Origin of the sequence: Maribacter orientalis (genome assembly GCF_900109345.1) — a bacterium.
GTDB classification, from domain to species: Bacteria; Bacteroidota; Bacteroidia; order Flavobacteriales; family Flavobacteriaceae; genus Maribacter; species Maribacter orientalis.
The window spans coordinates 209,290-234,788 of sequence record NZ_FNZN01000003.1; the positions used below are offsets into that span (position 1 = coordinate 209,290).

Genomic DNA, 25,499 nt, shown 5'->3' on the forward strand with positions numbered 1-25,499 from the left:
TATCAAGAATATTGAAAATAGCCGTATTATAATACTCTTGCTTGTAGATAATTTGAATTTCATCTACATTTCGTATAATAATACCTAGGGTTTCTGATAAGAATGTTTAGACAATCAGAATGGGTAGATACTTTAATATCGTATTATAATAGAGATGGTATTTAGCAATAGATAGAATTAGAGCTAAAAAGTAGAGTAACAAGAAATAATTATTCAATATGTACTCTAGCATAATTCATCCTTTAATTAGAATCCTATTGATTCTATAACGGCTTTTATTCTACCTAAAGGCTAGTCTTCTTCCTTTTATGAATCCAATAATGAAAAGAATGTACATGATGACTATAAGTACTCTCAGAACTGATCTAAATTCGTATTTCGTCCAAGTGTCATAATCAGTATAACCTATTACATAAATTACTGGGAATACGGAATAAAAAATTATTAAAGCAATACTTACCCAAAACATTAGGTTGTGTTTTTGAATTAAATCTTCTTGCTGTTGCACTTTATCTTTAAAATATAGAATTACACAAAACACTAATAGCCATGAACTTATTGCAAGGGCGTAATAGAGATTGGTTTCAAGTGGGTTTTGAAATATAGTACTTATTAAATATGCCAAAAGTGAGATTATTGTGCTAACGATTATCCATTTTTTATAGCGACTATTATGTATTAATTGTTTATAAACGAAGTAAAAAAAGCAAAAGAATATAATCGCATATATATTGTAAATTACATCATTAAAGTTGCTGTATTTGACATTCTGAAAAAAGGAAATTTCGTCATAAGTTCTTACTAAATATCCTAATACTTCATTGAAAAAAGTATAGGCAATAATGATTGGGAAGTACTTTAAAGCGGTATCATAATATTTTCTATATGTGGCCAGTGATATAAACAAAGTCACTGCATATACTAGCATGAAATAATTCTCCTTAATAAAAGACATTGAAAGCATGCAGTAATTATTTTAAAAATCTGTTTTTGGTGGGGGTCCACCTTGACCAAAATTAAAAGCTAAGCTTTTACTGCCTTGTAAACTGGATTTTAAAACAAAATTAGGTGCGAATCCCGCTTGTGCTTCTTGTTTTTTATCTAAAGAAAATCCTAAACCATCTTTAGAAGAATCTTTCCAATCTTTAATCAATTCAGCAGTACCATTATTACCAATAAAGAAACCATAATTAATTCCTCCTTTTTCTAAAGTTGGAACCATGAAAATTGAATTTTGTCTTTTGTGTATTACCTTTTTTCCATTCGGAAATTTTTCTTCATTTGGGTAGTTGGCAAAATATAATCTTAACTTGGTAACTTTTTTAACACCACCCGCAAGAGCTTCTTGGTCTATATAGGCGATGTATTGTTTAATCGCATCATAATCAAAATCTACAAATCGAGATGCTTCAAATTTTTCATCTGGTTGGCGTTGTTGTGTTTCATACGATTCAATTAAGCTAACCCTATGTGTCGAATAATTATTATAAATAGCATCTGCTTCGTTTAGTGAAATAATGTTGGCAGGTGCATCAACGATTGGTGCATTTTCTTTTTGTTGTTGATTGCAACTAAAAAAAGCGCTAACTGCGAAAAAACATAAGATTTTAGAGGTCATTAAAGTTGGTCTTTTCATTTCCTGTGAATTAGGATTGTTAATTGGAAAACTAAAAAAAAAGATAGGGGGAGAATCTTTCTCTAATCAGTTAAAGATATTAAAAAAAATATAGGAGTATTAAAAGTTGATCTATGGTTTTAATAGAGATACTGCTTTTGGGCTTCATTAAAAACAAAAAATCTCGACTTCATATAGAAATCGAGATTTTTTTATAAAACTTATATTATTTTAATTGTTCATGGTCATCAAGAACTCTTCATTGTTTTTCGTTTGTTTAAAACGTTGTTCAATAAATTCCATCGCTTCCACAGGATTCATATCTGCAAGATACTTACGCATAATCCACATACGTTGTAAGGTTGTTTCATCTAATAACATGTCGTCTCTACGGGTACTAGAAGAAGTAAGGTCAATGGCTGGGAATATTCTTCTGTTCGCAATTTTACGATCCAGTTGAAGTTCCATGTTACCAGTACCTTTAAATTCTTCAAAAATAACTTCATCCATTTTTGAACCGGTCTCTGTTAATGCTGTAGCAATAATTGTTAGAGAACCACCGCCTTCGATATTACGTGCAGCACCAAAGAATCTTTTTGGTTTGTGTAGAGCATTAGCATCAACACCACCACTCAATACTTTACCTGATGCAGGTTGTACCGTATTATATGCACGTGCTAAACGGGTAATAGAATCTAATAGGATAACTACATCATGACCACATTCTACCAATCTCTTGGCTTTCTCTAAAACAATGTTAGCTACACGAACATGTTCCGTAGGTTCTTTATCGAATGTAGAGGCAACAACTTCTCCGCGTACATTACGTTGCATGTCGGTAACCTCTTCAGGGCGTTCATCAATTAATAATATAATTTGATAAACCTCAGGGTGATTTGCAGCGATACCGTTTGCAATATCTTTTAAAAGCATGGTTTTACCTGACTTTGGTTGAGATACAATCATACCTCTTTGTCCTTTTCCTATCGGAGAAAACAAGTCGATGATACGGGTTGATATAGTGCTTTGGCGTTCTGCCAGGTTAAATTTCTCTTGAGGGAATAAAGGAGTTAAATGCTCGAATGAAACACGGTCACGAACGATCTGTGGGTCAATACCATTAATTTTGTTCACCTTAATTAAAGGAAAATACTTTTCACCTTCTTTAGGTGGTCTAACATTTCCTAAAACAGTATCTCCTGTTTTTAAACCAAAAAGTCTAATCTGTGACTGTGAAACATAGATATCATCTGGTGATGATAGGTAATTGTAATCTGATGAACGTAAAAACCCGTAACCATCTTGCATAATATCCAATACACCTTCACTTGCTATAATCGAGTCAAATTCGTATTCTGGCTCCTTATACCTATTTTTTAGGTCCTTGTCAAAATTGCTTTTGTCGTGAGGAGTTCTCGGGTTTGGCTTTTTACTATTCGGATTATTATTTTGAGGAGAATTCTTCTGAAACTCTTTTTTGGTATTTGTTGTATTCGGAGCTTTTGGCCTTGGTCGTGGTCTAGGCTTTGGTGTTTCTGCAATTTCCTTTGCATCTTTTTCCGGAGCGTCTACTTTTTTAGTAGACTCTTCTTTTTCAGTAGCTCTGGGTTCCTTTGTGTCACTAGGAGCAACCCTAGGTCTTGGCCTTGGTTTTGGCTTCGGTTTCGGTTTTCCCTCCACAGGTTTACTAACTTCTACTGCTTCCGTTTTAACAGGTGCAATAGCAGCAGTAACTTTAGGGTTTGCAGCTTGTAAGTCTAATATCTGGTAGACTAAATCTAATTTTTTTAAGGTTTTGAATTTAGGAACCTTTAGTCCTTTAGCAATTTCCTGAAGCTCAGGTAGCTTTTTTGATTTTAAATCTGAAATCTCAAACATTAAGTAGTCGAATAAATTATGAGTATAATATTTTGTAAGAAGTATATTTTTTTGGGTAAACTCAAGGAATGTTTTCCTTATTGGTAGGTGTTATAACATGATAACGAAGCAATATTACAAATTATTTTGAATAAAAGAGTTATAATTTTTGAAAAGACCTGTATTTTTGCGCTATAAAGTGATGATAAATTTATGATTCAAAGGATACAGAGCTTTTATTTGCTAATCGTAGCCATTCTTGCGGGCATATTACCGTTCTTCTTCAATCTATGGATAAACATAGATGGTGTCGAGGTTTTTGCGGATCATGAAATGATTATTTCCATTGCCTTTTACATAATTACGGTATTGGCTATATGGTCTATAGTACAATTTAAAAATAGAAAAACTCAGTTTGTAATTAACAGGCTGAACATGATATTAAATGTTTTTTTACTAGGATTTTTCGTTTATCGATCACTAAACTTATCCGGAGAGATTTCGGTCTCTGAGAAGGGTATTGGGATGCTGATTCCAGTATTTTCTATCATTTTTTTGGTCCTTGCAAATAGGGCTATAAAAAAGGATGAAGATCTTGTAAAATCTGTTGATCGCTTGCGTTAAACCTAACATCTTAGTAGTATTAGTGCGTTAAACCCGGGGTAGTTTCCGGGTTTTTTTTATTTTAAGATGTTTTCATTACTTAGTCTGCATTAGACGCGTTATCGACTAAATTATTTAGTTGGTTGAAAAAGTGAAATGATGCAGTGGCTATCGCTTGCCCAATTCTACAACCTCTAAATCTTTAATATCTTCCCCGTCTATTACAAAACGTAACATTGTACGTACTTGGTGAAAACCGTGTTTACCACAGGCACCTGGGTTCATATGTAAAACGCCCAACTTTTTATCCATCATAACTTTAAGAATATGAGAGTGTCCGCATATGAATAGTTTTGGTGGATTCTCTTTTATCATATCTCGTGTTCTTACATTGTATTTAGGGGGGTAACCACCAATATGAGTTATCCAAACGTCAACACCTTCGCAGAGGAATCTATTATTTTCTGGAAATTCTTTTTGAATAATATGGTCGTCAATATTACCATGTACGCCTTTTAAGGGCTTCAATTTTTCAATTGAATCCGTTACCTTTAAAGAACCTATATCCCCAGCATGCCAAACTTCATCGGCCCAGCCAACATGCTTTAATATTGCATCGTCTATGTGCGAGTGGGTGTCAGAAAGCAATAGAATTTTGGTCATAATCTGTTTTCAATTTTGATGTAGGATAGGGGTCTAAAATCGGATTCCTTTTTAATATCTTTACAGAATACAAAACTAGTACATCCCTTTGAGATTTTTTATTCAATTTTCATACTTCGGTAAAGCTTATCATGGTTGGCAAAATCAACCAAATGCCTTAACTGTTCAAGAAGTATTGGAAAATGCCATGTCTAAAATCTTGAATAGTCCTATTTCCGTAATGGGAGCTGGGCGTACCGATACTGGAGTGCATGCCAAAGAAATGTATGCTCATTTTGATATAGAGCAATTAACAAAAACCCCTGAACTACTATTTAGGCTTAATTCCTATCTGCCCAATGATATAGCAGTACAGCGTATTTTTGAAGTAAAAGATGATGCACACGCACGTTTTAATGCTACAGCGCGCACATATGAATACCATATTTCAAAAACTAAAAATCCATTTATAATGGATATGGCTCATTTTATATGGAAAGATTTAGACTTAGTTAAAATGAATACTGCTGCAGAGTTTTTAATAGGTAAAAAGGATTTTGAGTGTTTTTCGAAATCGAATACAGATGTGTTTACGAACATTTGCGATTTAAGGGAAGCAAAATGGGTGGTAGAAAATGATAAGCTTATTTTTACGATTACAGCAGATAGGTTTTTAAGAAACATGGTAAGATCAATTGTAGGAACGCTATTAAATGTTGGTGTTGGAAAATATTCGGCACACTATGTTAATACCATATTAAAAAGCAAGGATAGGACTATGGCGGGAGCATCCGTTCCTGCAAAAGGATTATATTTGACCTCTATTGTTTACCCCAATACTATTTTAAAGAATGGATAAGGATTCTGGCAAAGCATTTGACACTCGTCTTTTTAAACGCTTAATGGCCTACACCAAACCGTACAAACTTACTTTCTATGGTGTAGCGCTTGCAGCTATTTTATTGTCTGGTTTCGCTATTCTAACGCCTCTTATTGTTAAGAAAATCATTGACGATGCCATTAAGCAAAGCAATGGGGATATGTTGTTATATCTAACTATTGCCATGTTAGTAGTTTTGATAGGGCAAGTGGTAAGTCAATTGGCCTTTAACTATTATGCCAACTGGTTGGGTGAGTCTGTTATAAAGGATATCCGTATCGATTTATTTAAAAAAATGCTCAGTTTCAAAATGAAGTATTTTGACAATTCTTCATTAGGCGTATTAGTAACAAGAGCAGTTGCCGATATGCAGCGTATAGGAGAAATTTTTAGTCAGGGCTTTTTTGTAATAGTAGCAGATTTGTTGAAAATGGTAGTTGCCGCGGTTGTAATGCTATTCATTAATTGGAAACTTTCATTAATTGTTTTCTCTTTATTACCCTTAATTATTTACGCAACCAGGTTATTTCAGAAGGCAATGAAAATTGCCTTTACCGAAGTTAGGGCAGAAGTATCAAATTTGAATTCCTTTGTTCAAGAGCGTATTACCGGGATGAAAATAGTGCAACTATTTACGCGAGAAAAAATTGAAAGCGATAAGTTTAGGGTGATTAATGAAAAGCATAAAAATGCTTGGTTAAAAACAGTGTGGTACAATTCTATTTTCTTTCCCATTGCAGAAATTGTCTCATCGATAACGGTTGGGTTAATCGTTTGGTACGGAGGATTGCAAAACGTAGCGAATATAACTACCGATATCGCAGGTACCATCTTTGCGTTTATCATGTTAATCGACTTGTTGTTCAGACCGCTTCGTCAAATCGCCGATAAATTTAATACGCTACAAATGGGAATGGTGGCTGCAAATCGAGTTTTTAAAATATTGGATACAGATAGTCATATACAAAATGTCGGTTCTTATGAGCAAGAAGTAATTAAAGGCGATATTAAGTTTGATAATGTTCGTTTTGGATATTTGGAAGATGAGGAAGTGCTACATGGTATTTCTTTTGAGGTGAAAGCTGGCGAAACGGTTGCTATCGTTGGTTCTACTGGTGCAGGTAAGAGCACCATTATTAATTTATTGAATCGTTTTTATGAAATTAATTCAGGTAAGATAACCATTGACGGTGTTGATATTAAGAAATACAAATTAGCATCTTTACGTTCTCATATAGCGGTAGTTTTGCAAGATGTATTTTTATTTGCTGATACGATTGCAAATAATATTTCATTGAAAAGTGCATTGATTAGCGTTGACGATATTGAGAATGCTGCTAAAGCTATTGGCGTCGACGAGTTCATATCTAGTCTTCCTGGTGGTTATGAGTATAATGTAAAAGAACGAGGCACCATGCTTTCAAGTGGTCAGCGTCAATTAATAGCCTTTCTAAGGGCATATGTTAGTAATCCAAGTATATTAATTTTAGATGAAGCTACATCATCTGTAGATACCTATTCAGAGCAATTGATACAATTAGCTACAGATAAAATAACACAGGGTAGAACTTCAATAGTTATAGCTCACCGTTTGGCAACAATTAAAAAAGCGGATAAGATTATAGTGATGGATGCTGGTAAAATCGTAGAATCTGGTACTCACAAGCAACTACTTAAAAAAGGTGGATACTACAGAAATCTTTATGAAGCCCAATTCTTAGCTGAAGAGGTTGCTTAACTTTTTAAATTAAATCTTGCTTAATCATATTACCTAATTGTGTGATGGAATCATACAAAACGAATTCTCCATTTTTTATATAGGAGATTAACCCTGTTTCTTCACTTACCACAATACTTAATGCATCTGTTTTTTCGCTGATGCCTACTGCTGCTCTGTGTCGTAATCCAAAACGAAGAGGAATATTTCGCTCGTTAGATACAGGTAATATAACTCTAGTAGCGACTATATAGTTTCCTACTATAACGGCAGCACCATCATGTAACGGGCTATTTTTATAAAATATACTTTCAAGTATTGGTTGGTTGATTTCAATATTCATTCGATCACCGGTAGATTTAATAAAATCTAAAGAATTATTACGCTCTATAACTAAAATAGCTCCTGTCTTGGTACTAGACATTTTTTCGCAAGCTTTAAGAATTGAATCTACATCAGTGTCTGTTGAAATACCTTCTTGTTTTAGAAATTTGAAGTGTTTTATAAAGTTTCTTTTGTTGGCGAAATTTGTTGAACCTATCATCAATAGAAATTTTCGAATCTCTTGTTGAAAAACAATGATTAGGGCAATTAAGCCTACTTGCATAAATGCACCTACCATACTACTAATCATTTGCATGTCTAGAAGTTCGGTAAGTTTCCAAAAGGCCCAAACAATTACTATTCCGATAAAAATATTGATAGCAACCGATCCACGAACTAACTTGTAGATATAGTATAGGAGTACAGCAACAAAAATGATGTCTAATACATCCGTAATTCTAAAGTCAATAAAATTTAAAAAATCCAATCAGTAACTTTTTAGTAAAATTAGGAAAATTGATAACAAGAATTAAGTATAAACTTAGGCATTTAATTGATCATGTAATTTTACGCATTCCATAGCCTCTTTTACATCATGTACGCGTAAAATTTTAGCACCTTTTTGAAGGCAGACCATGTGTAATGCCGTTGTTCCGTTTAAAGCTTGCCCTGCAGTAGTATTTAAGGTTTTATAAATCATGGATTTTCTACTAATACCTACCAATAAAGGATGTTCAATGAAATTCATCATTTGCAATTGCCTTAAGAGTTCGTAGTTCTGATCTACGTTCTTGGCAAAACCAAAACCGGGATCAATAATAATATCTTTTATTCCTAATGATTTGGCTAATGAAAGTCTTTCAGAAAAAAACAGAAGAATTTCTTTAAGCATATCATCATAATCTGTTTTTTGCTGCATATTTTGGGGAGTTCCTTTCATATGCATCATAATATATGGGACATTCATTTTGGCCACAGTATTCAACATTTGTTTGTCCTGTAAACCAGCGGAAATATCATTAATAATTGCTGCGCCTAGCTGTATGCACTCTTTAGCAACACTGCTTCTAAAAGTATCGATAGATAATATAGTATTAGGAAATTCTTTCAGAATCAATTTTACAATAGGGGTTATGCGATTTAATTCTGTGGTAATGTCTATTTCTAGTCCTCCTGGTCTTGTGCTGTATGCCCCAATATCGATAAACGTAGCACCTTCGTTTATCATTTTTTCGACTTGACTTAAAATACTTGACTCATCTTTGTACTTTCCACCATCAAAAAATGAATCAGGAGTAACATTTAAAATACCCATTACCTTAGGCTGGTCTAGTGATATAAGTTTACCGTTGCAATTTATAGTCATTATCAAGAATTAATTGGAATTTGTGGCATTTTCTAAGTTTAAACCATCAATCTTGATGGTTACAATTTTTTAAGCGAAATTTACACAAAATACATAGAATTACATGCTAGATACGGCACAGGAATACGATCAGGTGATTCAGGTTTGTTTGAATCTGTTCCAGAAAAAAATGTCAGATTATGGTAGTGCATGGCGAATCTTAAGGTTACCGTCATTAACCGACCAAATATTTATTAAAGCACAGCGTATAAGAAGTCTTCAAGAAAATGAAGTTCGCAAGGTTGATGAAGGCGAACGTTCGGAGTTTATTGGTATCATAAATTATTCGGTTATGGCGTTGATTCAACTAGAACTTGGTGTTGCCGAACAACCTGATTTAAATACCGAAAAAGCAGTAGAGCTATATGTCAAGCATATTAAGATTACCAAAGAACTTATGCTGAACAAGAACCATGATTATGGCGAAGCTTGGCGAGATATGAGAGTTAGTTCACTTACCGATCTTATCTTACAAAAATTACTTCGTGTAAAGCAAATAGAGGATAATAAAGGTAAAACGTTAGTAAGTGAAGGAATTGATGCCAATTATCAGGACATGATTAATTATGCAGTTTTTGCACTTATACATTTAGGTTCCGAATCAAAAAAATAGTATCATAATGAAAAATATAGTAGGGGTAGTAAGAATATTTGTTGGGATACTTTTTATTATCAGCGGATTTATTAAACTGAATGACCCAGTTGGTTTTTCTTTTAAATTAGAGGAGTATTTTAGTCAGGGCGTGTTAGATCTGCCATTTTTGACACCTTACGCATTGGCAATTTCAATTTTGGTAGTAGTTGTCGAGGTTATGGTTGGGGTAATGATTATTCTTGGTTACAAGCGTAAGATTACGGTATGGACCTTACTTGCCATGATTGTGTTCTTCACATTTTTAACATTTTATTCAGCATATTTTAATAAAGTTACCGATTGTGGTTGTTTTGGGGATGCCATTAAATTGACGCCTTGGGAATCTTTTACTAAAGATGTGGTGCTTTTAATTTTAATTCTTATCATATATGCGGGTAGAAAGTATATTACTCCATTAGTAAAGCCACAGACCGTTAAAGCTGTTTTAATGCTTTCACTATTAGCCTGTATAGGATATGTATATCATGTACTTAACCATTTACCGGTTATTGATTTTAGGCCTTATGAAATAGGGAAGAATATTGAAGAAGGCATGAGTTTTCCAGAAAATGCGCCTAAAGCAATATTTGAATATACGTGGAGGTTCAATGTGAACGGTAACGAAGAAATTCATATAACCAATGGCGATTATCCTACGGTAGATGGAGAATTTATTGATGTAGAAACAAAAGAAATACAAGCAGGTTATGAGCCACCGGTGCATGACTTTACAATTGAGCAAGAAGGAGAAGATTTTGCTAGTTCTTTATTGCAAGAACCGAAGTTGGTTATGGTTATTGCTTATGATCTAAGAAAGTCTAATCTAAAAGTATTTAAAGAAATTAAAACGATTACTGATAAAGCCTTAAAGGCTGGATATAAGGTTATTGGTATGTCGGCATCTGGTCCTAGCCAAACTAATTTGTTAAAGATGGAATATGGATTAGGGTTTGATTTTTATTTTACAGATGAAACAACCTTGAAGACTATTGTTCGTTCAAATCCAGGAGTTTTAGTTTTAGAAAAAGGTACCATAAAACAGAAAGTACATTACAACGATTTAGAGGATTTGAAATTTGACTAAAATTTTAAACCAAAATAAAAATAATTAGAAAAATAATTGAAATGAGAGCAAAAATAGTAGCAGGAAATTGGAAGATGAATAAGAATTTGGCAGAAACTGAAACACTTTTAGCAGAGTTGTCAGCAAAATTACCAGACAGCACTGCAGAGGTAATGGTAGCGCCAGCTTACGTTAATTTGGCTAGTGCGGTTCGTACGTTAGATAATTCTAAAATTGAGGTAATTGCACAGAATATGCATTATGCTGAAAGTGGAGCATTTACAGGTGAGATTTCTGCAGATATGCTCTTAAATATTGGTATAAATACAGCTATTATCGGACATTCTGAGAGAAGAGCATATTTTGCTGAAGGTGACGAAATTCTTTCTAAAAAAGTGGTTGCAGCTTTGAAAAATGGAATGCGCGTATTGTTCTGTTTTGGAGAAGAATTAGAAGATCGTAAATCTGGCAATCATTTTAAATTGGTCGAAAGTCAGTTAAAAAATGTTCTTTTTAGTTTAGAACCAGCTGCTTGGTCAAAAATTGTATTGGCATACGAGCCAGTTTGGGCTATTGGAACAGGGGAAACCGCTTCACCGGAACAAGCTCAAGAAATGCATGCATTTATTCGTAAAACCATTGCCGATGCTTTTGATGCGACTATCGCTAACAATGTTACCATTTTATATGGCGGTAGCGTTAAACCGGGTAATGCTGAAGAAATTTTTTCAAAACCAGATGTTGATGGTGGTTTAATTGGTGGTGCTGCCCTAGTTGCAGATGATTTTATTGCTATCATAAAGGCGATTTAATTAAAAAAAACTCTGCTTTTAAAAATGAGTAATAACATTTATATTGAATACCGTTTTACGGTAGAACCTAAAGAACCGGCTTCAGATATTTTGATAGCAGAATTGGGAGAAGCCGGTTTTGAAAGTTTTGTTGAAGAAGAGGATGAAGTTTTAGCATATATACAAAAGACCGATTGGTCCTTAGATATCTTAAATGAAATTCAAATTCTCAAGAACAAAAATTTTGAAATTAAATACGGTTATAAAGAAATTCAGCAAGAAAATTGGAATGCCACTTGGGAACAAAATTTTCAGCCTATAATTGTAGATCATGTTTGTATGATAAGAGCTCCTTTTCATGAGCCAATAGGTGTTGAGTATGATATCATAATTGAGCCTAAAATGAGCTTTGGCACAGGGCATCATGAAACTACGCATATGATGTTACAGCATATTTTACAGCTAAATATAAAAGATAAAACTGTATTAGATATGGGAAGTGGCACGGGTGTATTGGCGATTTTGACAGCGATGCGAGGTGCTACTGATATTGATGCAATCGATATAGATAATTGGTGTTTTTTAAATGCACAAGAGAATATAATCAGAAACAAAATGGAATTTATTTCTGTATATGAAGGTGATGTAGCATTATTGAATGATAAAAAGTACGATCTAATTATTGCAAACATCAATAGAAATATTCTATTACAAGATTTACCTGCATATGTTAGATCTTTAAATAAAAATGGGATATTATTATTAAGCGGCTTTTATACTGAAGACTTGGATATAATCAATCAAAAATGTATAGAATTAGAGTTAAAATTCGAAAAAAATCTTGAACGAAATAATTGGGTTGCCGCAAAATATGTAAATTAGATGGTATTAATTGGAATAGAATGAGCACAAGAGAAGAAATTTCCGAAGAACTACTTTTAGAGGAAGAGACGGTTCAGCAAAATGAAATCGTTCTTTTTAATGATGAGGTCAATACTTTCGACCATGTAATAAACACCTTAATGTCTGTGTGTGAACATTCACCAGAACAGGCGGAACAATGTTCTTTAATTGTACATTATAAAGGAAAGTGTACGGTTAAGACGGGGGAATATGAAGAATTAAAACCGCAATGTTCTAAACTGTTGCAAGCCGGTTTAAGTGCTGAAATAACTTAAAAACACTATTGAAATAAGAATGAATTATTAAAAGTAGATTTTGGTTTTACTGCATAAATTAGAATTAACTATTTATTTAAAATTTTGAAATGTAAAAAAGCCCCTTTTTAAAAGGGGCTTTTTTATTTGATAATTCAAAAAAATATTGAATTAGATGAAACGAATTATACTAATGGTACACCATTTAATCGTTTTTCAATCTTTTTCTTCTTTACCGTAACATCTTTCATTACGTCCATTAAACTAGAATCTTTAGTTTCCTTGTATATTTCATTAATACTCAATATAAGGGCTTTTGCTTCTCTAGATGCTTCTACTCGGTCACTAGTAGACATATTACTCATTTTTCGACCTATAAATTCCTGAGCTTTTTCAAGTAACTCCATGTGCTGCTTTTTTTTCAAAGTTAACATAATATTCAAATTACGCAATTCTTTGTCAATTGTATATACTTATAGGGTAATTAGATAATAGTATTTATGAACAATTTAACTAAAAAGGTCTAAAAAGGAGTTTAGTTGGATTGTAAATGGGTAATAATATGAGATAAAATTGAAGTCTTTGTCAGAATTTAATATGCTTACTCTTGTTCTTGAGATTATTTTTTAATTTAATTTATGACAATTATTAAGGAGAATAATTCTAGACTTTTAATTTATACCCAATTTTCTTGGGTTTTATATAAAAACCTATATATTCATGTAATCGATTGTATAAAATAACAATATGACAAATTATGAATTTAGATACGCCGCTCATCCTTTAGATAGCAGAGGGTATGGAACTGAAGAATTGAGAAAGGAATTTTTAATACCTAAGTTGTTTGTAAATAATAGCGTACAGTTAACATATTCCATGTACGATAGGTATATTGTTGGTGGTGTTATGCCTGTTGATAAGCCTGTTAAGTTGGAAACTGTTCCTTATTTAAAATCAGATAATTTTCTTGATAGAAGAGAATTAGGTGTGGTCAATGTTGGTGAAAAAGGTAAAATAACTGTAGATGGATCAACGTATGAGTTAGGTAAAAAGGAAGCTCTTTATGTAGGTAAAGGTGCAAAAGAAGTGATTTTTGAATCTGTTTCTGGAGAACAACCTCTTTTTTATATCAATTCTGCTCCGGCACATAAAAGCTTTCCAACAAAAAAGGTGGGTGCAAATGAAGCTGAAGTAATTCAATTAGGAGATGAAAAATATGCAAATAAGCGTGTACTTAATAAATTAATAGTCAATAGTATTGTTGAAACCTGTCAATTGCAAATGGGACTGACGGAGTTATTACCTGGTAATGTTTGGAATACAATGCCGGCTCATACTCACAATAGAAGAATGGAAGCATATTTTTATTTTGACATTGAAGAAGGTCAAACAGTTTGCCATTTTATGGGAGAACCTCAGCATACACGTCATATTTTTATGGAGAACAATCAAGCAGTTTTGTCACCTGAATGGTCTATACATTCTGGGTCTGGAACTTGTGCATATTCTTTTATATGGGGTATGGCTGGTGAGAATTTAGATTATAGTGATATGGATGTTTGCGCTCCTAATGAATTAAGATAACTTATGAAATTGTTCGATTTAACAGGTAAGCGTGCTTTAATTACAGGCGGTACCCATGGTTTAGGTATGGCTATGGCCGAAGGGTTGGCCAATGCAGGTGCAGAACTAATTATTACCGGTACAACACCAGCTAAAATGGATAAAGCTTTGTCTCATTACAAGACTAAAGGGTATAAGGTTTCAGGTTATATTTTTGATATAACAGACGATAAACTTGCAGCAACTAAAATTTCTGAAATGGTTAGTGATGGTGGGCAAATAGATATACTAGTCAATAATGCAGGTATTATAAAAAGAGAATTGGCAACCACCATGCCAGTTGATGATTTTAGAAGGGTAATAGAAGTTGATCTTGTCGGTGCTTTTATAATTTCTCAATTGGTAGGAAATAGAATGATTAAAAATGGAGGTGGTAAAATCATCAATATTTGTTCTATGATGAGCGAGCTAGGAAGAAATAGTGTTTCTGCATATGCCGCTGCCAAAGGTGGACTTAAAATGTTAACGCGTAGTTTGGCTACAGAATGGGCGAAACATAATATTCAGGTCAATGGTATTGGCCCAGGTTATTTTGCAACTTCTCAAACAGAACCTATTCGTGTAGATGGGCATCCCTTTAATGAGTTTATAATTAATAGAACACCATCGGCCAGATGGGGTGATCCTGAAGATTTAGCAGGTACTGCAATATTTCTTGCATCAAAAGCAAGTGATTTTGTTAATGGGCAGATTGTTTATGTAGATGGCGGTATATTGGCTACTATCGGAAAACCTTCAAATGAAATTTAATGAGTAATTCTATACTGACAAGCAAAACATTTATAAAAAATGACTTCCTTTTAGAGAACAAGTTTTCTCAAAGGCTATTCCATGATTATGCATCTCAAATGCCAATCATAGATTATCATTGTCATCTTCCTCCAAATGAGATAGCAAATAATCGCACTTTCGAGAACCTTACAAAAATTTGGATTAACGGAGACCATTATAAATGGAGGGCAATGCGAACTTTTGGCATCGAAGAAAAATATATAACTGGTGATGCTTCAGATAAGGAAAAATTTGCCCAATGGGCGAAAACAGTACCCTTTACCTTAAGAAATCCATTATATCATTGGACGCATTTAGAGTTGCAAAGATACTTTGATATTGATATTGTATTGAATTCAAATTCAGCCGACGAAATTTATGATGAGGCAACCGCTAAACTCCAAACAGCGGACTTTAGTTGCCAAAATCTAATAAAAAATATGAATGTAGAGGTTGTTTGTACAACCGAGGATCCAATCGATAGTTTAGATCATCATGCTAAAATTAAAAACAGTGATTTTAGCGTGGTGGTCAGCACCGCATTTAGGCCAGATAAGGCTATTATGATTTCAAGTGATACGTATCTCGATTATTTAGATAAATTATCAGAAGTAAGTAATGTTGCTATTGACTCTTATAAGTCCTTATGTGATGCCCTAAATTTAAGATTAGACTATTTTGAGGAAAATGGATGTACACTATCTGACCATGGGTTAAGTTATGTTCCTTTTAGAACATTTACAGATTCGGAAATTGAAATAATTTTTCAAAAAAGAAGATCGAAAAATGAATTGTCGTTAGAGGAAGATGAGAAATTTCAAACTTCCATATTATTGTTCTTATGTGAGCAATACCATAAACGCGATTGGATTCAACAATTTCATTTAGGAGCTTTAAGAAATAATAATGCAAGAATGAATAGAATACTTGGGCCTGATACTGGATGGGATTCTATTGGGGATTATTCTCAAGCATCAACGTTATCATGTTTTTTAAATGCGTTAGATTCTAGAGATAAACTTACCAAAACCATTTTATATAATCTAAATCCGGCTGATAATGAAATAATGGCCACCATGATAGGTAATTATAATGATGGTAAGATAAAAGGAAAGATGCAGTTTGGTTCTGGTTGGTGGTTTTTGGATCAGAAAGATGGTATGACCAAACAGATAAATGCGCTTTCGAATATGGGCCTTATTAGTTGTTTCATAGGTATGTTAACTGATTCTAGAAGTTTTCTTTCTTATCCTAGGCATGAGTATTTTAGAAGGGTATTGTGCAACCTTTTCGGACAAGAAATGGAGCGAGGTGAATTGCCACAAGATTTTGAATTGGTGGGTAAAATCATTCAAGATATTTGTTACAATAATGCTAAAGAATATTTCAATTTTTAAATTTTACAAAAATCTATTTCTATAGCATAATATGGTAATATCAAACGAACAATATGAAAAGTAAAGCAATTCTATCCATTTTTATTTTAGCCTTAACTTTCTTTGGTTGTAAAATAGAAAATAAATCTAAAACATTACGATTAGGCCATGGGTTAGATGTAAGTCATTCGGTTCACAAGGCTATGGTGAAAATGGGAGAGGATTTATTTGAGCGTTCTGGTGGTAAACTTAAATTAGAAATATACCCTAGTCAGCAACTAGGTACCGAACGTGAATGTCTAGAGCTTTTGCAGATCGGCAGTTTAGATATGACTAAAGTTTCTGTAGGTGTTTTGGAGAATTTCGCTCCAAAAATGAAAGTGCTTGGTCTTCCTTTTTTATTTCGAGATCGCCAACATTCATTTGATGTTCTTGATGGTCCTATTGGTAAAATGTTATTGAATGATGGAGAGAAATATTGGCTGAAGGGTCTTGGTTATTATGATGCAGGTAGTCGCAGCTTTTATACGATGAATAAACCGATTGAAAAACCATCTGATTTAGAGGGTGAAAAAATACGGGTAATGGAAAGTGTTACAGCAGTCAATATGGTTAAGGCCTTGGGTGGTTCACCAACCCCTATTTCATGGGGTGAATTATATACGTCATTGCAACAAGGTGTGGTTGACGGTGCTGAAAATAATCCGCCAAGTTTCTATTTATCAAGACATTATGAAGTTTGTAAATACTACACTTTAGATGAGCATACCGTACTGCCAGATGTGCTACTTATCGGAACATATGTTTGGGATAAATTAAATGAACAAGAACAAAACTGGTTAAACGAATCTGTTGAAGAATCGGTTAAATACCAGCGTATACTTTGGGCGGAAGCAGAGGAAGAAGCACTGCAGGAAGTTCAAAAGGCCGGCGTTAAAATTTTTAGACCAGATAAATCGCTTTTTGCGGAAAAAGTACAGAGTATTTATGAAGGCTATAAAGATGATTCTGAAATATATCCGCTTATAAAACAAATTCAAGAAACACATTAAGTACTATGCGAAGTAAAATAGATGCAGTTTTAAGCAAGACATTGGTGCTTATTATGTCAATAATGGTCATTAATGTTTTATGGCAAGTATTTACGAGATACGTAACGGGAAATCCTAGTTCATTTACTGATGAATTAGCTCGATATCTTATGATTTGGATCGGAGTTTTAGGGGCAGCGTATGTTTCTGGTCGCAATCTGCATGTGGCTATTGATATTTTACCGAAACGTCAGAGTAAGAAAATTCAAAAAAATCTGAAGATTATAGTAACTATTTTGATTATCCTATTTGTTTTTTTTGCTTTTGTAATAGGCGGTTCTAGATTGGTATATATCTCGTATGTGTTGGGGCAGCAATCCCCTGCCTTGCAATTGCCATTGGCGGTTGTCTATATAATTATTCCTATAAGCGGTTTGTTGATTATGTTTTATAAAGTATCTGACTTAAAAAATTTAAAATCATGATGGAACATATTCCAATTTTAGTACTGGTAATTAGTTTTATCTGTCTGTTAGCGATAGGCACTCCTGTAGCATGGAGTATTGCAATTTCTTCATTATTAACAATGTTAGTGAGTATACCTGCAATACCTGCATTTACAACAGTATCTCAACGTATGGCAACTGGCCTCGATAGTTTTGCATTACTCGCAATACCTTTCTTTATATTATCGGGCGAACTTATGAATAAAGGCGGTATTGCTCATCGACTTATCGCTTTCGCAAAAACTTTAGTAGGTTCATTACCTGGTGGTTTGGCTTTAATAAATGTTATTGCTGCCATGCTAATGGGTGCAATAGCTGGTTCAGCGATGGCATCCGCATCTGCTATGGGAAGTATTTTGGGACCTGAGATGGAAAAGGAAGGGTACTCTAAAGAATTTGGTGCAGCGGTAAATATTACATCGGCAACTACGGGCTTAATTATTCCTCCAAGTAACGTATTAATCGTTTATTCATTGGCCAGTGGTGGTGCTTCAATTGCGGCACTCTTTCTGGCAGGTTATATACCCGGTATTATGACCGGACTGTTCTTAATGATAGTAGCAGCATTGTGGGCAAAGAAGAAAAAATATAAGGTTGGTAAACGCAGTTCTTTCAAAGAAATAGTAAAAACTTTTATTGATGCATTGCCAAGTCTCTTTATGTTGGTTGTTGTTATTGGCGGTATCGTTACCGGCATATTTACCGCAACAGAAGCATCTGCAATAGCGGTTTTATATAGCTTGATCCTAGGCTTTATATATAAGGAAATAACGTTTCCTAAGCTTCCACAAATTTTATTAGACTCATCAGCAACTACGGCAATTGTTATGTTATTGATAGGGTCTTCTATGTGTATGTCATGGGCATTGTCTTATGAGAATATTCCTCAAGATATCAGTACTGGTTTATTAAGCCTTAGCGATAATAAAATTGTGATTCTTCTTATCATAAATTTACTGTTACTGTTCGTTGGTATTTTTATGGATATGACACCTGCGGTATTGATATTCACCCCAATATTTTTGCCAGTAGTAACAAAGTTGGGGTTAGATCCAGTACACTTTGGTATTATCATGGTATTGAATCTCTGTATCGGTCTTTGTACACCTCCTGTAGGTTCGGTATTGTTTGTTGGGGTTGGTGTGGCTAAAACAACCATTGAGAAAGTCTTTAAACCTCTTTTACCCTTGTTTATTGCAATGATTGTTGCGTTATTCTTGGTGACCTACATTCCACAATTTAGTTTATGGCTACCCAGCTTATTTGATTTATAAAATAAGCATCTTTTTTAATAAAATTCATGCAGAAATTAAATAGAAAAAATAGAGGGGTTTCAACTACTTTACCCATCAAAATAATCCAGTTTGGAGAAGGTAATTTTTTACGTGCCTTTGTTGAATATGCTTTTCAAACCTTGAATAATGAAGTAGGGTTTAATGGTGGTATAGCTGTTGTACAGCCTATTGACAGGGGTATGGTATCAATGTTGAATGATCAGGATGGATTATATACCTTGTTTACAAAAGGTATTAAAAATAGCAAAGAGGTTGAAGAAAAAGAGCTCATCACCAATATTGTAAAAGGGATTGATCCTTATATTGATTATGATGCTTATTTGAACTTGGCTAATGAGGAAGAATTAGAATTTATAGTTTCTAATACTACCGAAGCTGGTATTTCATTTGTAGCATCAGATACAATGGAAATGGTGCCGCCAAGTTCTTTTCCGGCGAAATTGACAAGACTTTTATTTGAACGATTTTCCCATTTTAATGGGGCAAAAGATAAAGGATTGACTATAATTCCATGTGAATTAATTAATTATAACTCAGACACTTTAAAACAAATTATCTTGGATTATGTTTCATTATGGAAACTATCCGTGGGTTTTAAAACCTGGATATTGGATTCTTGTTCTTTTCATAATACGTTGGTGGATAGAATTGTGCCTGGATATCCAAGTGACCAAATTGAAGCTTATAATAAGCAATTAGAGTATCAAGACAATCTTATTGTAAGTGCCGAAACATTCTTTTTATGGGTTATTGAAGGTGATGCTGCTTTAAAGGAAAAATTGCCATTTCATAAGACCAATTTAGATGTTAAGATTGTAAATGATGTGCAACCTTTTCGAACCAGAAAGGTTAGAATTTTGAATGGTGCACATACTGCCATGGTGCCTTTTTCTATACTTTACGGTAATGAAACAGTTAAAGAAACCATTGATGAAGAATTTACAGGACCATTTATACGGTCATTAGTTTTTGATGAAATTATTCCAACCCTTGATATGGAAAAGGAGGAATTAGAAATTTTTGCAGAAGCAGTTTTTGACCGATTTAGAAATCCATTCATAAAACATCAATTGGCCAGTATTGCTTTGAATTCTATTGCTAAGTTCAAGGTAAGGGTACTACCTAGTCTACTAGAATATGTAAAGCGAACAGACGTTTTGCCAATGCGAACAGTGTTTACTTTTGCGTGTTTAATTCGCTTTTATAAGGGTACTTGGAACGGAAAAGAATTACCTATTAATGATGATAAGGAAATTGTGGCAGAAATGGCTGCCATCTGGAAATTAGACTCATTGGAAGAAATAGTATCTCAAGTGTTGGGTAAGACGGCATATTGGGATGAAGATTTGAATAAAATTGAAGGATTAACACAAGCTATCGCAACATATTTACAAAGGATTGATGAATACGGAATCAAAGAAGCGTTCTTAAAATTAAGTTAGTTTTTAAATTGAAGCCATGCAGAAAAAGTTGATTAAAGTACAGGCTGAAGATAATGTAGCAATTGCCTTGGTAGATTTGGTGCAAGGTGATCGTGTACAATATGAAGGTGAAGAGATAAATATCCTATCCGATACGAAAGCAAAACATAAAATTGCATTTGTTGATTTGGATAAGGAGGACCAAATCTTTATGTATGGCGTTCTGGTAGGTAAGGCCATGTTTCCGATAAAAAGGGGTGATGTGCTAACGACCGAAAATGTAAAACATCAAAGCGATTTGGTGACCAAAAAGACAAGGACAGTAAGTTGGAACGCACCCGATATTTCTAAGTGGAAAGACCGTACATTTATGGGGTACCATAGGCCAGACGGGCAAGTGGGTACACAAAATGTGTGGCTTTTTTTTCCTCTGGTTTTCTGTGAGAATCGAAATATAGAAGTGCTTAAAGAAGTTTTTGAAAAAGAATTATCTATGGGTAAAGAGCGTAAACAACGACAATTGTTACGTAATCTTATTAATGGAAATGATGCGGACTTCAATGATGGAAAAGCAGAAACGAGCAGTGAAACTTTCGACAACGTTGACGTTAAATTTATTACACACCAAGGTGGCTGTGGTGGTATTCGCCAAGATTCACAAACCTTGGCTAAATTGTTAGCAGGGTATGTAAAAAACCCTAATGTTGCTGGTGCTACTGTTTTAAGTTTAGGATGTCAAAATTTACAAATCGATTTATTGAAAAATGCCTTGAATGACATTGACCCCAATTTAAATAAACCGGTACTTATTTATGAGCAACAACAGATGGGTACCGTCGATGAAATGTTGAATACGATTATAAAAGATTCTTTTGCAGGCATAAAAGCTGCGAATGCTATTGAACGTAAACCAGCTTCTATTTCTAAATTGAAAATGGGATTGGAATGTGGTGGGTCTGATGGTTTTTCTGGAATCTCTGCAAACCCAGCATTAGGGTATGCTTCAGATATTCTTGCAGCTGTTGGTGGGTCACCTATTCTTTCTGAATTTCCGGAACTATGCGGTGTAGAGCAGGAGCTTGTTAATCGATGTGTCAATGATGAAGATGCCGTTCGATTCATGAAATTGATGAAAGCTTATGAAGCCTCGGCAGAGGCAGCTGGTTCAGGTTTTGACATGAATCCTTCTCCAGGAAATATAAAAGATGGTTTAATCACCGACGCAATGAAATCTGCGGGTGCTGCTAAAAAAGGTGGCACTTCTCCTATTGTAGCTATTTTAGACTATGGTGAATATGTAACCAAGCCAGGGTTGAACCTGCTTTGTACGCCAGGGAATGATGTTGAAAGTACCACTGGTATGGTAGGTTCTGGTGCCAATATAGTTGTGTTCACAACTGGTTTGGGTACACCTACGGGTAATCCTATTGCACCTGTTTTAAAAGTGTCTTCAAATACAATATTAGCAGAACGTATGCCTGATATTATTGATATTGATACAGGTGCTGTCATCCGTGGTGAGAAAACGATACAACAAATGGGTGAAGAGATCTTGGAGTATGTTGTTATGGTAGCCAGTGGTGAAATAGAGGCAAAAGCAGATGTATTGGGTCAAGATGATTTTATTCCTTGGAAAAGGGGAGTTTCTCTTTAAATTTTATAAAAAACATTCCTACTGAATTTTACTGGAAGACTTTCTGATAACCAATTTAGCAGGAAGTATAACTTTTTTGTGAATTTTGACCGATTGTTCGCTGTCCATTTGTTCTAAGAATACTTTTGCTGCCATTCTTCCCATTTCCACTGGCGATTGGTCAACAGAACTTATTGATGGTTCCATAAATTCGGTGAACGGTTCGTTACTAAAACCTACTACACAAAAATCATCAGGTATGTGGATGGGTAATCCTTGTAAATATTTTACAGCTCCAAGTAAGCTGTTGTCAGTTGAAGAGAAAATTGCATCTGGGGGTACAGGTAAATTCATGAGAGTTTTTGCGGCTTCCATACCTGCTTCCATATCATTTTTTAAGGGAATAATATATTCTGGAACAACTTCAAATCCGCTCTGTAATAGCGCATTCTTATAACCAAGCAATCTGTTTTTATAAAGTTCAAGACCATTGTTCACATAAAAGTGAGCTATTCGTTTACATCCTTGGTCTATGAGATGTTTAGTAGCATCGTAAGCCCCTTGGTAGTCATCTATAGTAACTGAACTAATGTCAGGAAAATCTAATTTTCTATCAAAGAAAATAAACGGTGTAGATTTTTTTAGGGCAGGTTCTAATTTGTTTTTTTCTTCATTTGTATAGGATGTAGATATTAAAATGCCATCTACTTGGGCATTAAGTAAGTTCTGAATAATTTTCAGCTCCCGGTCCTTATCTTCATGTGTTTGAGAAATAATTACATGATAGCCTTTAGGATAAAGTTCGTCTTCAACGCCTCTTATAACTGATGAAAAGAAATTTCTATTAATGTAGGGTACAACAACACCAATATTATTACTCTTTCCACTTTTGAGTGCCAAAGCCAGCCTATTCTGCTTATAATTCATTCGTGCCGCTGTTTCAAGTACAAGTTCACGTGTGTTCTTACTGATTCTAGGATTGTTGTTTAGGGCCCTTGATACAGTAGCGGCTGTGATTTGTAGCTCTTTGGCAATATCGTAAATGGTGGTTTTCTTACTCATTTTAAATAGAATAATAAATATACGATAAACGTTAATAAATGGGGTAAGTTTATCTATTTCTTAAAATAACTGAAATTGATTCAAAAATTTATTTTGAGAGAGTTAGTTATATTAAAAAGTCTATTCGTTGTCTATTTGAAATGATTTATTAATTTTAATCTTTTCGTAAACGAATAAAGTAGATTTCCTTGAAGATATTAGATATTCTTAATTCAAATGTTTTCTATATAATTGTAGGTTTATTTTAATTAGTAGTTGAAAATTTTAAGATTAAAAAAGTTTGAATTGGACCTTTAATTAAAAATACAAAATCCTAATTTTTGGGAAAATAATTTTTGGTGATGAGCGTATTATGCCAACTTCGGTCAAGTAAATAAAATTTATGAAATTTAAGATTTTGACGTATGCTATTTCGTTCATAATGGCAATGATGTTTAATTACGTTGCATCCCAAAACCTTGATGGAATTACAGGAGTACGTGATACCTCATATACTACTACTTCGGCATTTGCCAAGGATATTAAAACACATCCATACATTAAGATTGTTAAAGAATTTGATTTCGACACAGTTCAAGAGGAAAAGGATATTACCTATTGTTCATTTGGGGAAAGAGCTTTGAAGCTTGATGTTTTTCAGCCTAAAATTCAATCCAATGCATTAAGAACTGCCATTATTATCATTCATGGTGGTGGTTGGCGTTCAGGTAACAGAGCTCAGCATTATCCGTTAGCACAACAATTGGCAAATAAAGGCTATGTTAGCATCACACCAGAATATCGATTGTCTACCGAAGCATTGTTCCCTTCAGCAGTTTACGATCTTAAAGCCGTAATTCGTTGGGTGCGTAAAAATGCAATTAAGTACAATATTGATCCGGAAAAAATTGTAGTTTCTGGTTTTTCTGCCGGGGGTGAATTGGCTGCTTTTTTAGGGACCACCGCGAATAAACTACTTTTCGAGAATGGTATTTGTAATTCAGAAATATCATCGCATGTAAATGCTATTATCGACTTAGACGGTACACTGTCTTTTGTTCATCCAGAAAGTGGAGAGGTAGATGATAGTAACAGTATTTCTGCGGCAACATATTGGTTTGGGTATAGTAAGGAAGAAAACCCAGGTTTATGGAAGATGGCATCTCCACTTACTTATGTAAATTCTAAAACTCCTCCAACCTTATTTATTAATAGTTCGGTAACTCGAATGCATGCTGGTAGGGAAGATTATATTAATATTTTACGCAGTTATAGTATCTATTCTGAGGTTATCTCTTTTGAGACCGCACCACATTCTTTTGTCCTTTACAACCCTTGGTTTGAACCTACGGTTAAAGGAATTGATACATTTCTTAAAACGGTATTTTAAAATTTCTATATTTTAAAGTTGAAACCGTCTTCTACCTTTCGGTTGTATTTTTCTTGGTCGAACTTAAAAAGATAAGCACCTTTTTTAGAAGAACTCATATCTTTTTCATCCAATTTTATTAATATATCAAATGAATTGAACTTGTTAATGAAATTACGCTTGTCCAATTTAGAATCAAGAATGGCCTCATATAATTTTTGAAGCTGTCGCATAGTAAACTTATCAGGTAAAAGCTCAAAACCAATTGGCTTACTCAATGCTCTTCTGCGTAACCTTGCAATTGCTTTTTCAACCATACGATTATGGTCAAAAATCAACTTTGGTGCATTTTTTAAATTAAACCATTGAATAGGGTTTTGTTTTAAAATTTTCTCATCATGTGTAGCAATATCAATAAGTGCATAATAAGCAACAGATATGGTTCTTTCTGCAGGATCTCTATCTACTTTAGAAAAGGTATACACCTGTTCCATATAAATATTCTTAAGACCTGTTAAATGATGTAAAATTCTTATTGCGGCCTTATCTAAATTTTCCTCTTTTTTAAGAAAACCACCAATAAGAGACCATTTTCCTTTTTCAGGCTCAAAGTCTCTTTGTACAAGTAAAATTTTTAATTCATCTTTTAAAAAACCAAAAATAATGCAGTCGACTGCGAGTAATACTTTGTCTTCTTTATTGTATGTGCTAAGTATCATTATTTATCTAATAGAATGGCAAGCTA

Annotated in this window: 26 protein-coding genes; 17 read left to right on the plus strand and 9 right to left on the minus strand. The window is 34.0% G+C overall.

The genetic code is table 11. From position 1 onward, the window contains the following. Positions 1-280: 280 nt before the first annotated feature. The 3 genes from BMY56_RS07950 to rho all read right to left on the minus strand — a co-directional run bounded on the left by BMY56_RS07950 (position 281) and on the right by rho (position 3,493). On the minus strand, positions 281-964 hold the full coding sequence (locus BMY56_RS07950; RefSeq protein WP_143057797.1) for a hypothetical protein: 684 nt from the start codon (positions 962-964) through the stop codon (positions 281-283). Positions 965-976: 12 nt separating this feature from the next. Continuing rightward, positions 977-1,636, minus strand: a complete 660-nt coding sequence (locus BMY56_RS07955; protein WP_091622369.1) for a hypothetical protein — start codon at positions 1,634-1,636, stop codon at positions 977-979. A 210-nt stretch (positions 1,637-1,846) separates the two neighbouring features. Continuing rightward, positions 1,847-3,493 carry a transcription termination factor Rho gene (gene rho, locus BMY56_RS07960; RefSeq protein ID WP_091622372.1) on the minus strand — a complete coding sequence of 549 codons (1,647 nt, stop codon included), beginning with the start codon at positions 3,491-3,493 and terminating at the stop codon, positions 1,847-1,849. A gap of 192 nt (positions 3,494-3,685) precedes the next feature. Here rho and BMY56_RS07965 point away from each other — a divergent pair, with 192 nt between their 5' ends. Further along, a complete protein-coding gene (locus BMY56_RS07965; protein WP_091622375.1) occupies positions 3,686-4,096 on the plus strand; it encodes a DUF4293 domain-containing protein in 411 nt (136 codons plus the stop codon). Positions 4,097-4,243: 147 nt separating this feature from the next. On the opposite strand, the gene BMY56_RS07970 is transcribed toward BMY56_RS07965, so the two are convergent. Next, positions 4,244-4,738, minus strand: a complete 495-nt coding sequence (locus tag BMY56_RS07970; protein WP_091622378.1) for a metallophosphoesterase family protein — start codon at positions 4,736-4,738, stop codon at positions 4,244-4,246. A gap of 88 nt (positions 4,739-4,826) precedes the next feature. On the opposite strand from BMY56_RS07970, the gene truA reads away from it, so the two are divergent. Both truA and BMY56_RS07980 read left to right on the plus strand, forming a co-directional pair. Further along, the gene (gene truA, locus BMY56_RS07975; RefSeq protein WP_091622382.1) at positions 4,827-5,576 is read left to right on the plus strand and encodes a tRNA pseudouridine(38-40) synthase TruA; all 750 of its coding nucleotides are present in this window, start codon (positions 4,827-4,829) and stop codon (positions 5,574-5,576) included. Next, positions 5,569-7,335, plus strand: coding sequence for an ABC transporter ATP-binding protein (locus BMY56_RS07980; protein ID WP_091622385.1), 1,767 nt, complete (start codon positions 5,569-5,571; stop codon positions 7,333-7,335). Before truA ends, BMY56_RS07980 begins: the two co-directional genes overlap by 8 nt. Positions 7,336-7,339: 4 nt before the next feature. Here the strand turns inward: BMY56_RS07980 and cdaA are convergent, their stop codons facing one another. Both cdaA and folP read right to left on the minus strand, forming a co-directional pair. Next, complete coding sequence (gene cdaA / locus BMY56_RS07985; protein ID WP_091622388.1) at positions 7,340-8,125, minus strand: diadenylate cyclase CdaA; 786 nt, start codon at positions 8,123-8,125, stop codon at positions 7,340-7,342. Positions 8,126-8,179: 54 nt separating this feature from the next. Then, the gene (gene folP, locus BMY56_RS07990) at positions 8,180-9,004 is read right to left on the minus strand and encodes a dihydropteroate synthase (protein WP_091622391.1); all 825 of its coding nucleotides are present in this window, start codon (positions 9,002-9,004) and stop codon (positions 8,180-8,182) included. A 103-nt stretch (positions 9,005-9,107) separates the two neighbouring features. Between folP and BMY56_RS07995 the strand changes: the two genes are divergently transcribed. Genes BMY56_RS07995 through BMY56_RS08015 form a run of 5 tightly spaced genes read left to right on the plus strand, consistent with a single transcriptional unit; the run spans position 9,108 to position 12,709 of the window. Next, positions 9,108-9,656 carry a DUF1599 domain-containing protein gene (locus tag BMY56_RS07995; protein WP_091622394.1) on the plus strand — a complete coding sequence of 183 codons (549 nt, stop codon included), beginning with the start codon at positions 9,108-9,110 and terminating at the stop codon, positions 9,654-9,656. A 7-nt stretch (positions 9,657-9,663) separates the two neighbouring features. Next, the gene (locus BMY56_RS08000; protein ID WP_091622397.1) at positions 9,664-10,761 is read left to right on the plus strand and encodes a BT_3928 family protein; all 1,098 of its coding nucleotides are present in this window, start codon (positions 9,664-9,666) and stop codon (positions 10,759-10,761) included. 41 nt (positions 10,762-10,802) lie between these two features. Beyond that, positions 10,803-11,552, plus strand: a complete 750-nt coding sequence (gene tpiA, locus BMY56_RS08005) for a triose-phosphate isomerase (protein WP_091622400.1) — start codon at positions 10,803-10,805, stop codon at positions 11,550-11,552. Between the two features lie 24 nt (positions 11,553-11,576). Next, positions 11,577-12,413: a 50S ribosomal protein L11 methyltransferase gene (gene prmA, locus BMY56_RS08010; protein WP_091622403.1), complete on the plus strand. Its 837-nt coding sequence runs from the start codon at positions 11,577-11,579 to the stop codon at positions 12,411-12,413. 20 nt (positions 12,414-12,433) lie between these two features. Further along, positions 12,434-12,709, plus strand: a complete 276-nt coding sequence (locus tag BMY56_RS08015) for an ATP-dependent Clp protease adaptor ClpS (protein WP_091622406.1) — start codon at positions 12,434-12,436, stop codon at positions 12,707-12,709. 164 nt (positions 12,710-12,873) lie between these two features. Here BMY56_RS08015 and BMY56_RS08020 read toward each other — a convergent pair whose 3' ends face one another. After that, positions 12,874-13,095 (minus strand): hypothetical protein, encoded by a 222-nt coding sequence (locus tag BMY56_RS08020; protein ID WP_091623220.1) that lies wholly within the window; start codon positions 13,093-13,095, stop codon positions 12,874-12,876. A gap of 340 nt (positions 13,096-13,435) precedes the next feature. Between BMY56_RS08020 and kduI the strand changes: the two genes are divergently transcribed. The 8 genes from kduI to BMY56_RS08060 are packed head-to-tail and all read left to right on the plus strand — an operon-like array spanning position 13,436 to position 22,365. Beyond that, positions 13,436-14,272, plus strand: a complete 837-nt coding sequence (gene kduI / locus BMY56_RS08025) for a 5-dehydro-4-deoxy-D-glucuronate isomerase (RefSeq protein ID WP_091622409.1) — start codon at positions 13,436-13,438, stop codon at positions 14,270-14,272. A 3-nt stretch (positions 14,273-14,275) separates the two neighbouring features. Then, positions 14,276-15,061 (plus strand): gluconate 5-dehydrogenase, encoded by a 786-nt coding sequence (locus BMY56_RS08030; RefSeq protein ID WP_091622411.1) that lies wholly within the window; start codon positions 14,276-14,278, stop codon positions 15,059-15,061. Further along, a complete protein-coding gene (uxaC, locus tag BMY56_RS08035; RefSeq protein ID WP_245737176.1) occupies positions 15,061-16,479 on the plus strand; it encodes a glucuronate isomerase in 1,419 nt (472 codons plus the stop codon). Before BMY56_RS08030 ends, uxaC begins: the two co-directional genes overlap by 1 nt. 53 nt (positions 16,480-16,532) lie before the next feature. Continuing rightward, a complete protein-coding gene (locus BMY56_RS08040) occupies positions 16,533-17,510 on the plus strand; it encodes a TRAP transporter substrate-binding protein (RefSeq protein ID WP_091622414.1) in 978 nt (325 codons plus the stop codon). A gap of 5 nt (positions 17,511-17,515) precedes the next feature. Next, positions 17,516-17,974, plus strand: a complete 459-nt coding sequence (locus tag BMY56_RS08045) for a TRAP transporter small permease (protein ID WP_245737177.1) — start codon at positions 17,516-17,518, stop codon at positions 17,972-17,974. Then, on the plus strand, positions 17,974-19,269 hold the full coding sequence (locus BMY56_RS08050) for a TRAP transporter large permease (RefSeq protein WP_091623230.1): 1,296 nt from the start codon (positions 17,974-17,976) through the stop codon (positions 19,267-19,269). The genes BMY56_RS08045 and BMY56_RS08050 overlap by 1 nt, the downstream gene beginning before the upstream one ends. A gap of 26 nt (positions 19,270-19,295) precedes the next feature. Next, positions 19,296-20,732 (plus strand): tagaturonate reductase, encoded by a 1,437-nt coding sequence (locus tag BMY56_RS08055; RefSeq protein WP_091622416.1) that lies wholly within the window; start codon positions 19,296-19,298, stop codon positions 20,730-20,732. Positions 20,733-20,748: 16 nt separating this feature from the next. Next, positions 20,749-22,365 carry a UxaA family hydrolase gene (locus BMY56_RS08060; protein ID WP_091622419.1) on the plus strand — a complete coding sequence of 539 codons (1,617 nt, stop codon included), beginning with the start codon at positions 20,749-20,751 and terminating at the stop codon, positions 22,363-22,365. An 18-nt stretch (positions 22,366-22,383) separates the two neighbouring features. On the opposite strand, the gene BMY56_RS08065 is transcribed toward BMY56_RS08060, so the two are convergent. After that, entirely contained in the window at positions 22,384-23,406 is a 1,023-nt protein-coding gene (locus BMY56_RS08065) for a LacI family DNA-binding transcriptional regulator (RefSeq protein WP_091622423.1), read from the minus strand. A gap of 382 nt (positions 23,407-23,788) precedes the next feature. Between BMY56_RS08065 and BMY56_RS08070 the strand changes: the two genes are divergently transcribed. Beyond that, positions 23,789-24,775, plus strand: a complete 987-nt coding sequence (locus tag BMY56_RS08070; protein WP_245737178.1) for an alpha/beta hydrolase — start codon at positions 23,789-23,791, stop codon at positions 24,773-24,775. A gap of 5 nt (positions 24,776-24,780) precedes the next feature. On the opposite strand, the gene BMY56_RS08075 is transcribed toward BMY56_RS08070, so the two are convergent. After that, positions 24,781-25,473 (minus strand): NUDIX hydrolase, encoded by a 693-nt coding sequence (locus BMY56_RS08075; RefSeq protein WP_091622426.1) that lies wholly within the window; start codon positions 25,471-25,473, stop codon positions 24,781-24,783. Between the last annotated feature and the right edge of the window lie 26 nt (positions 25,474-25,499).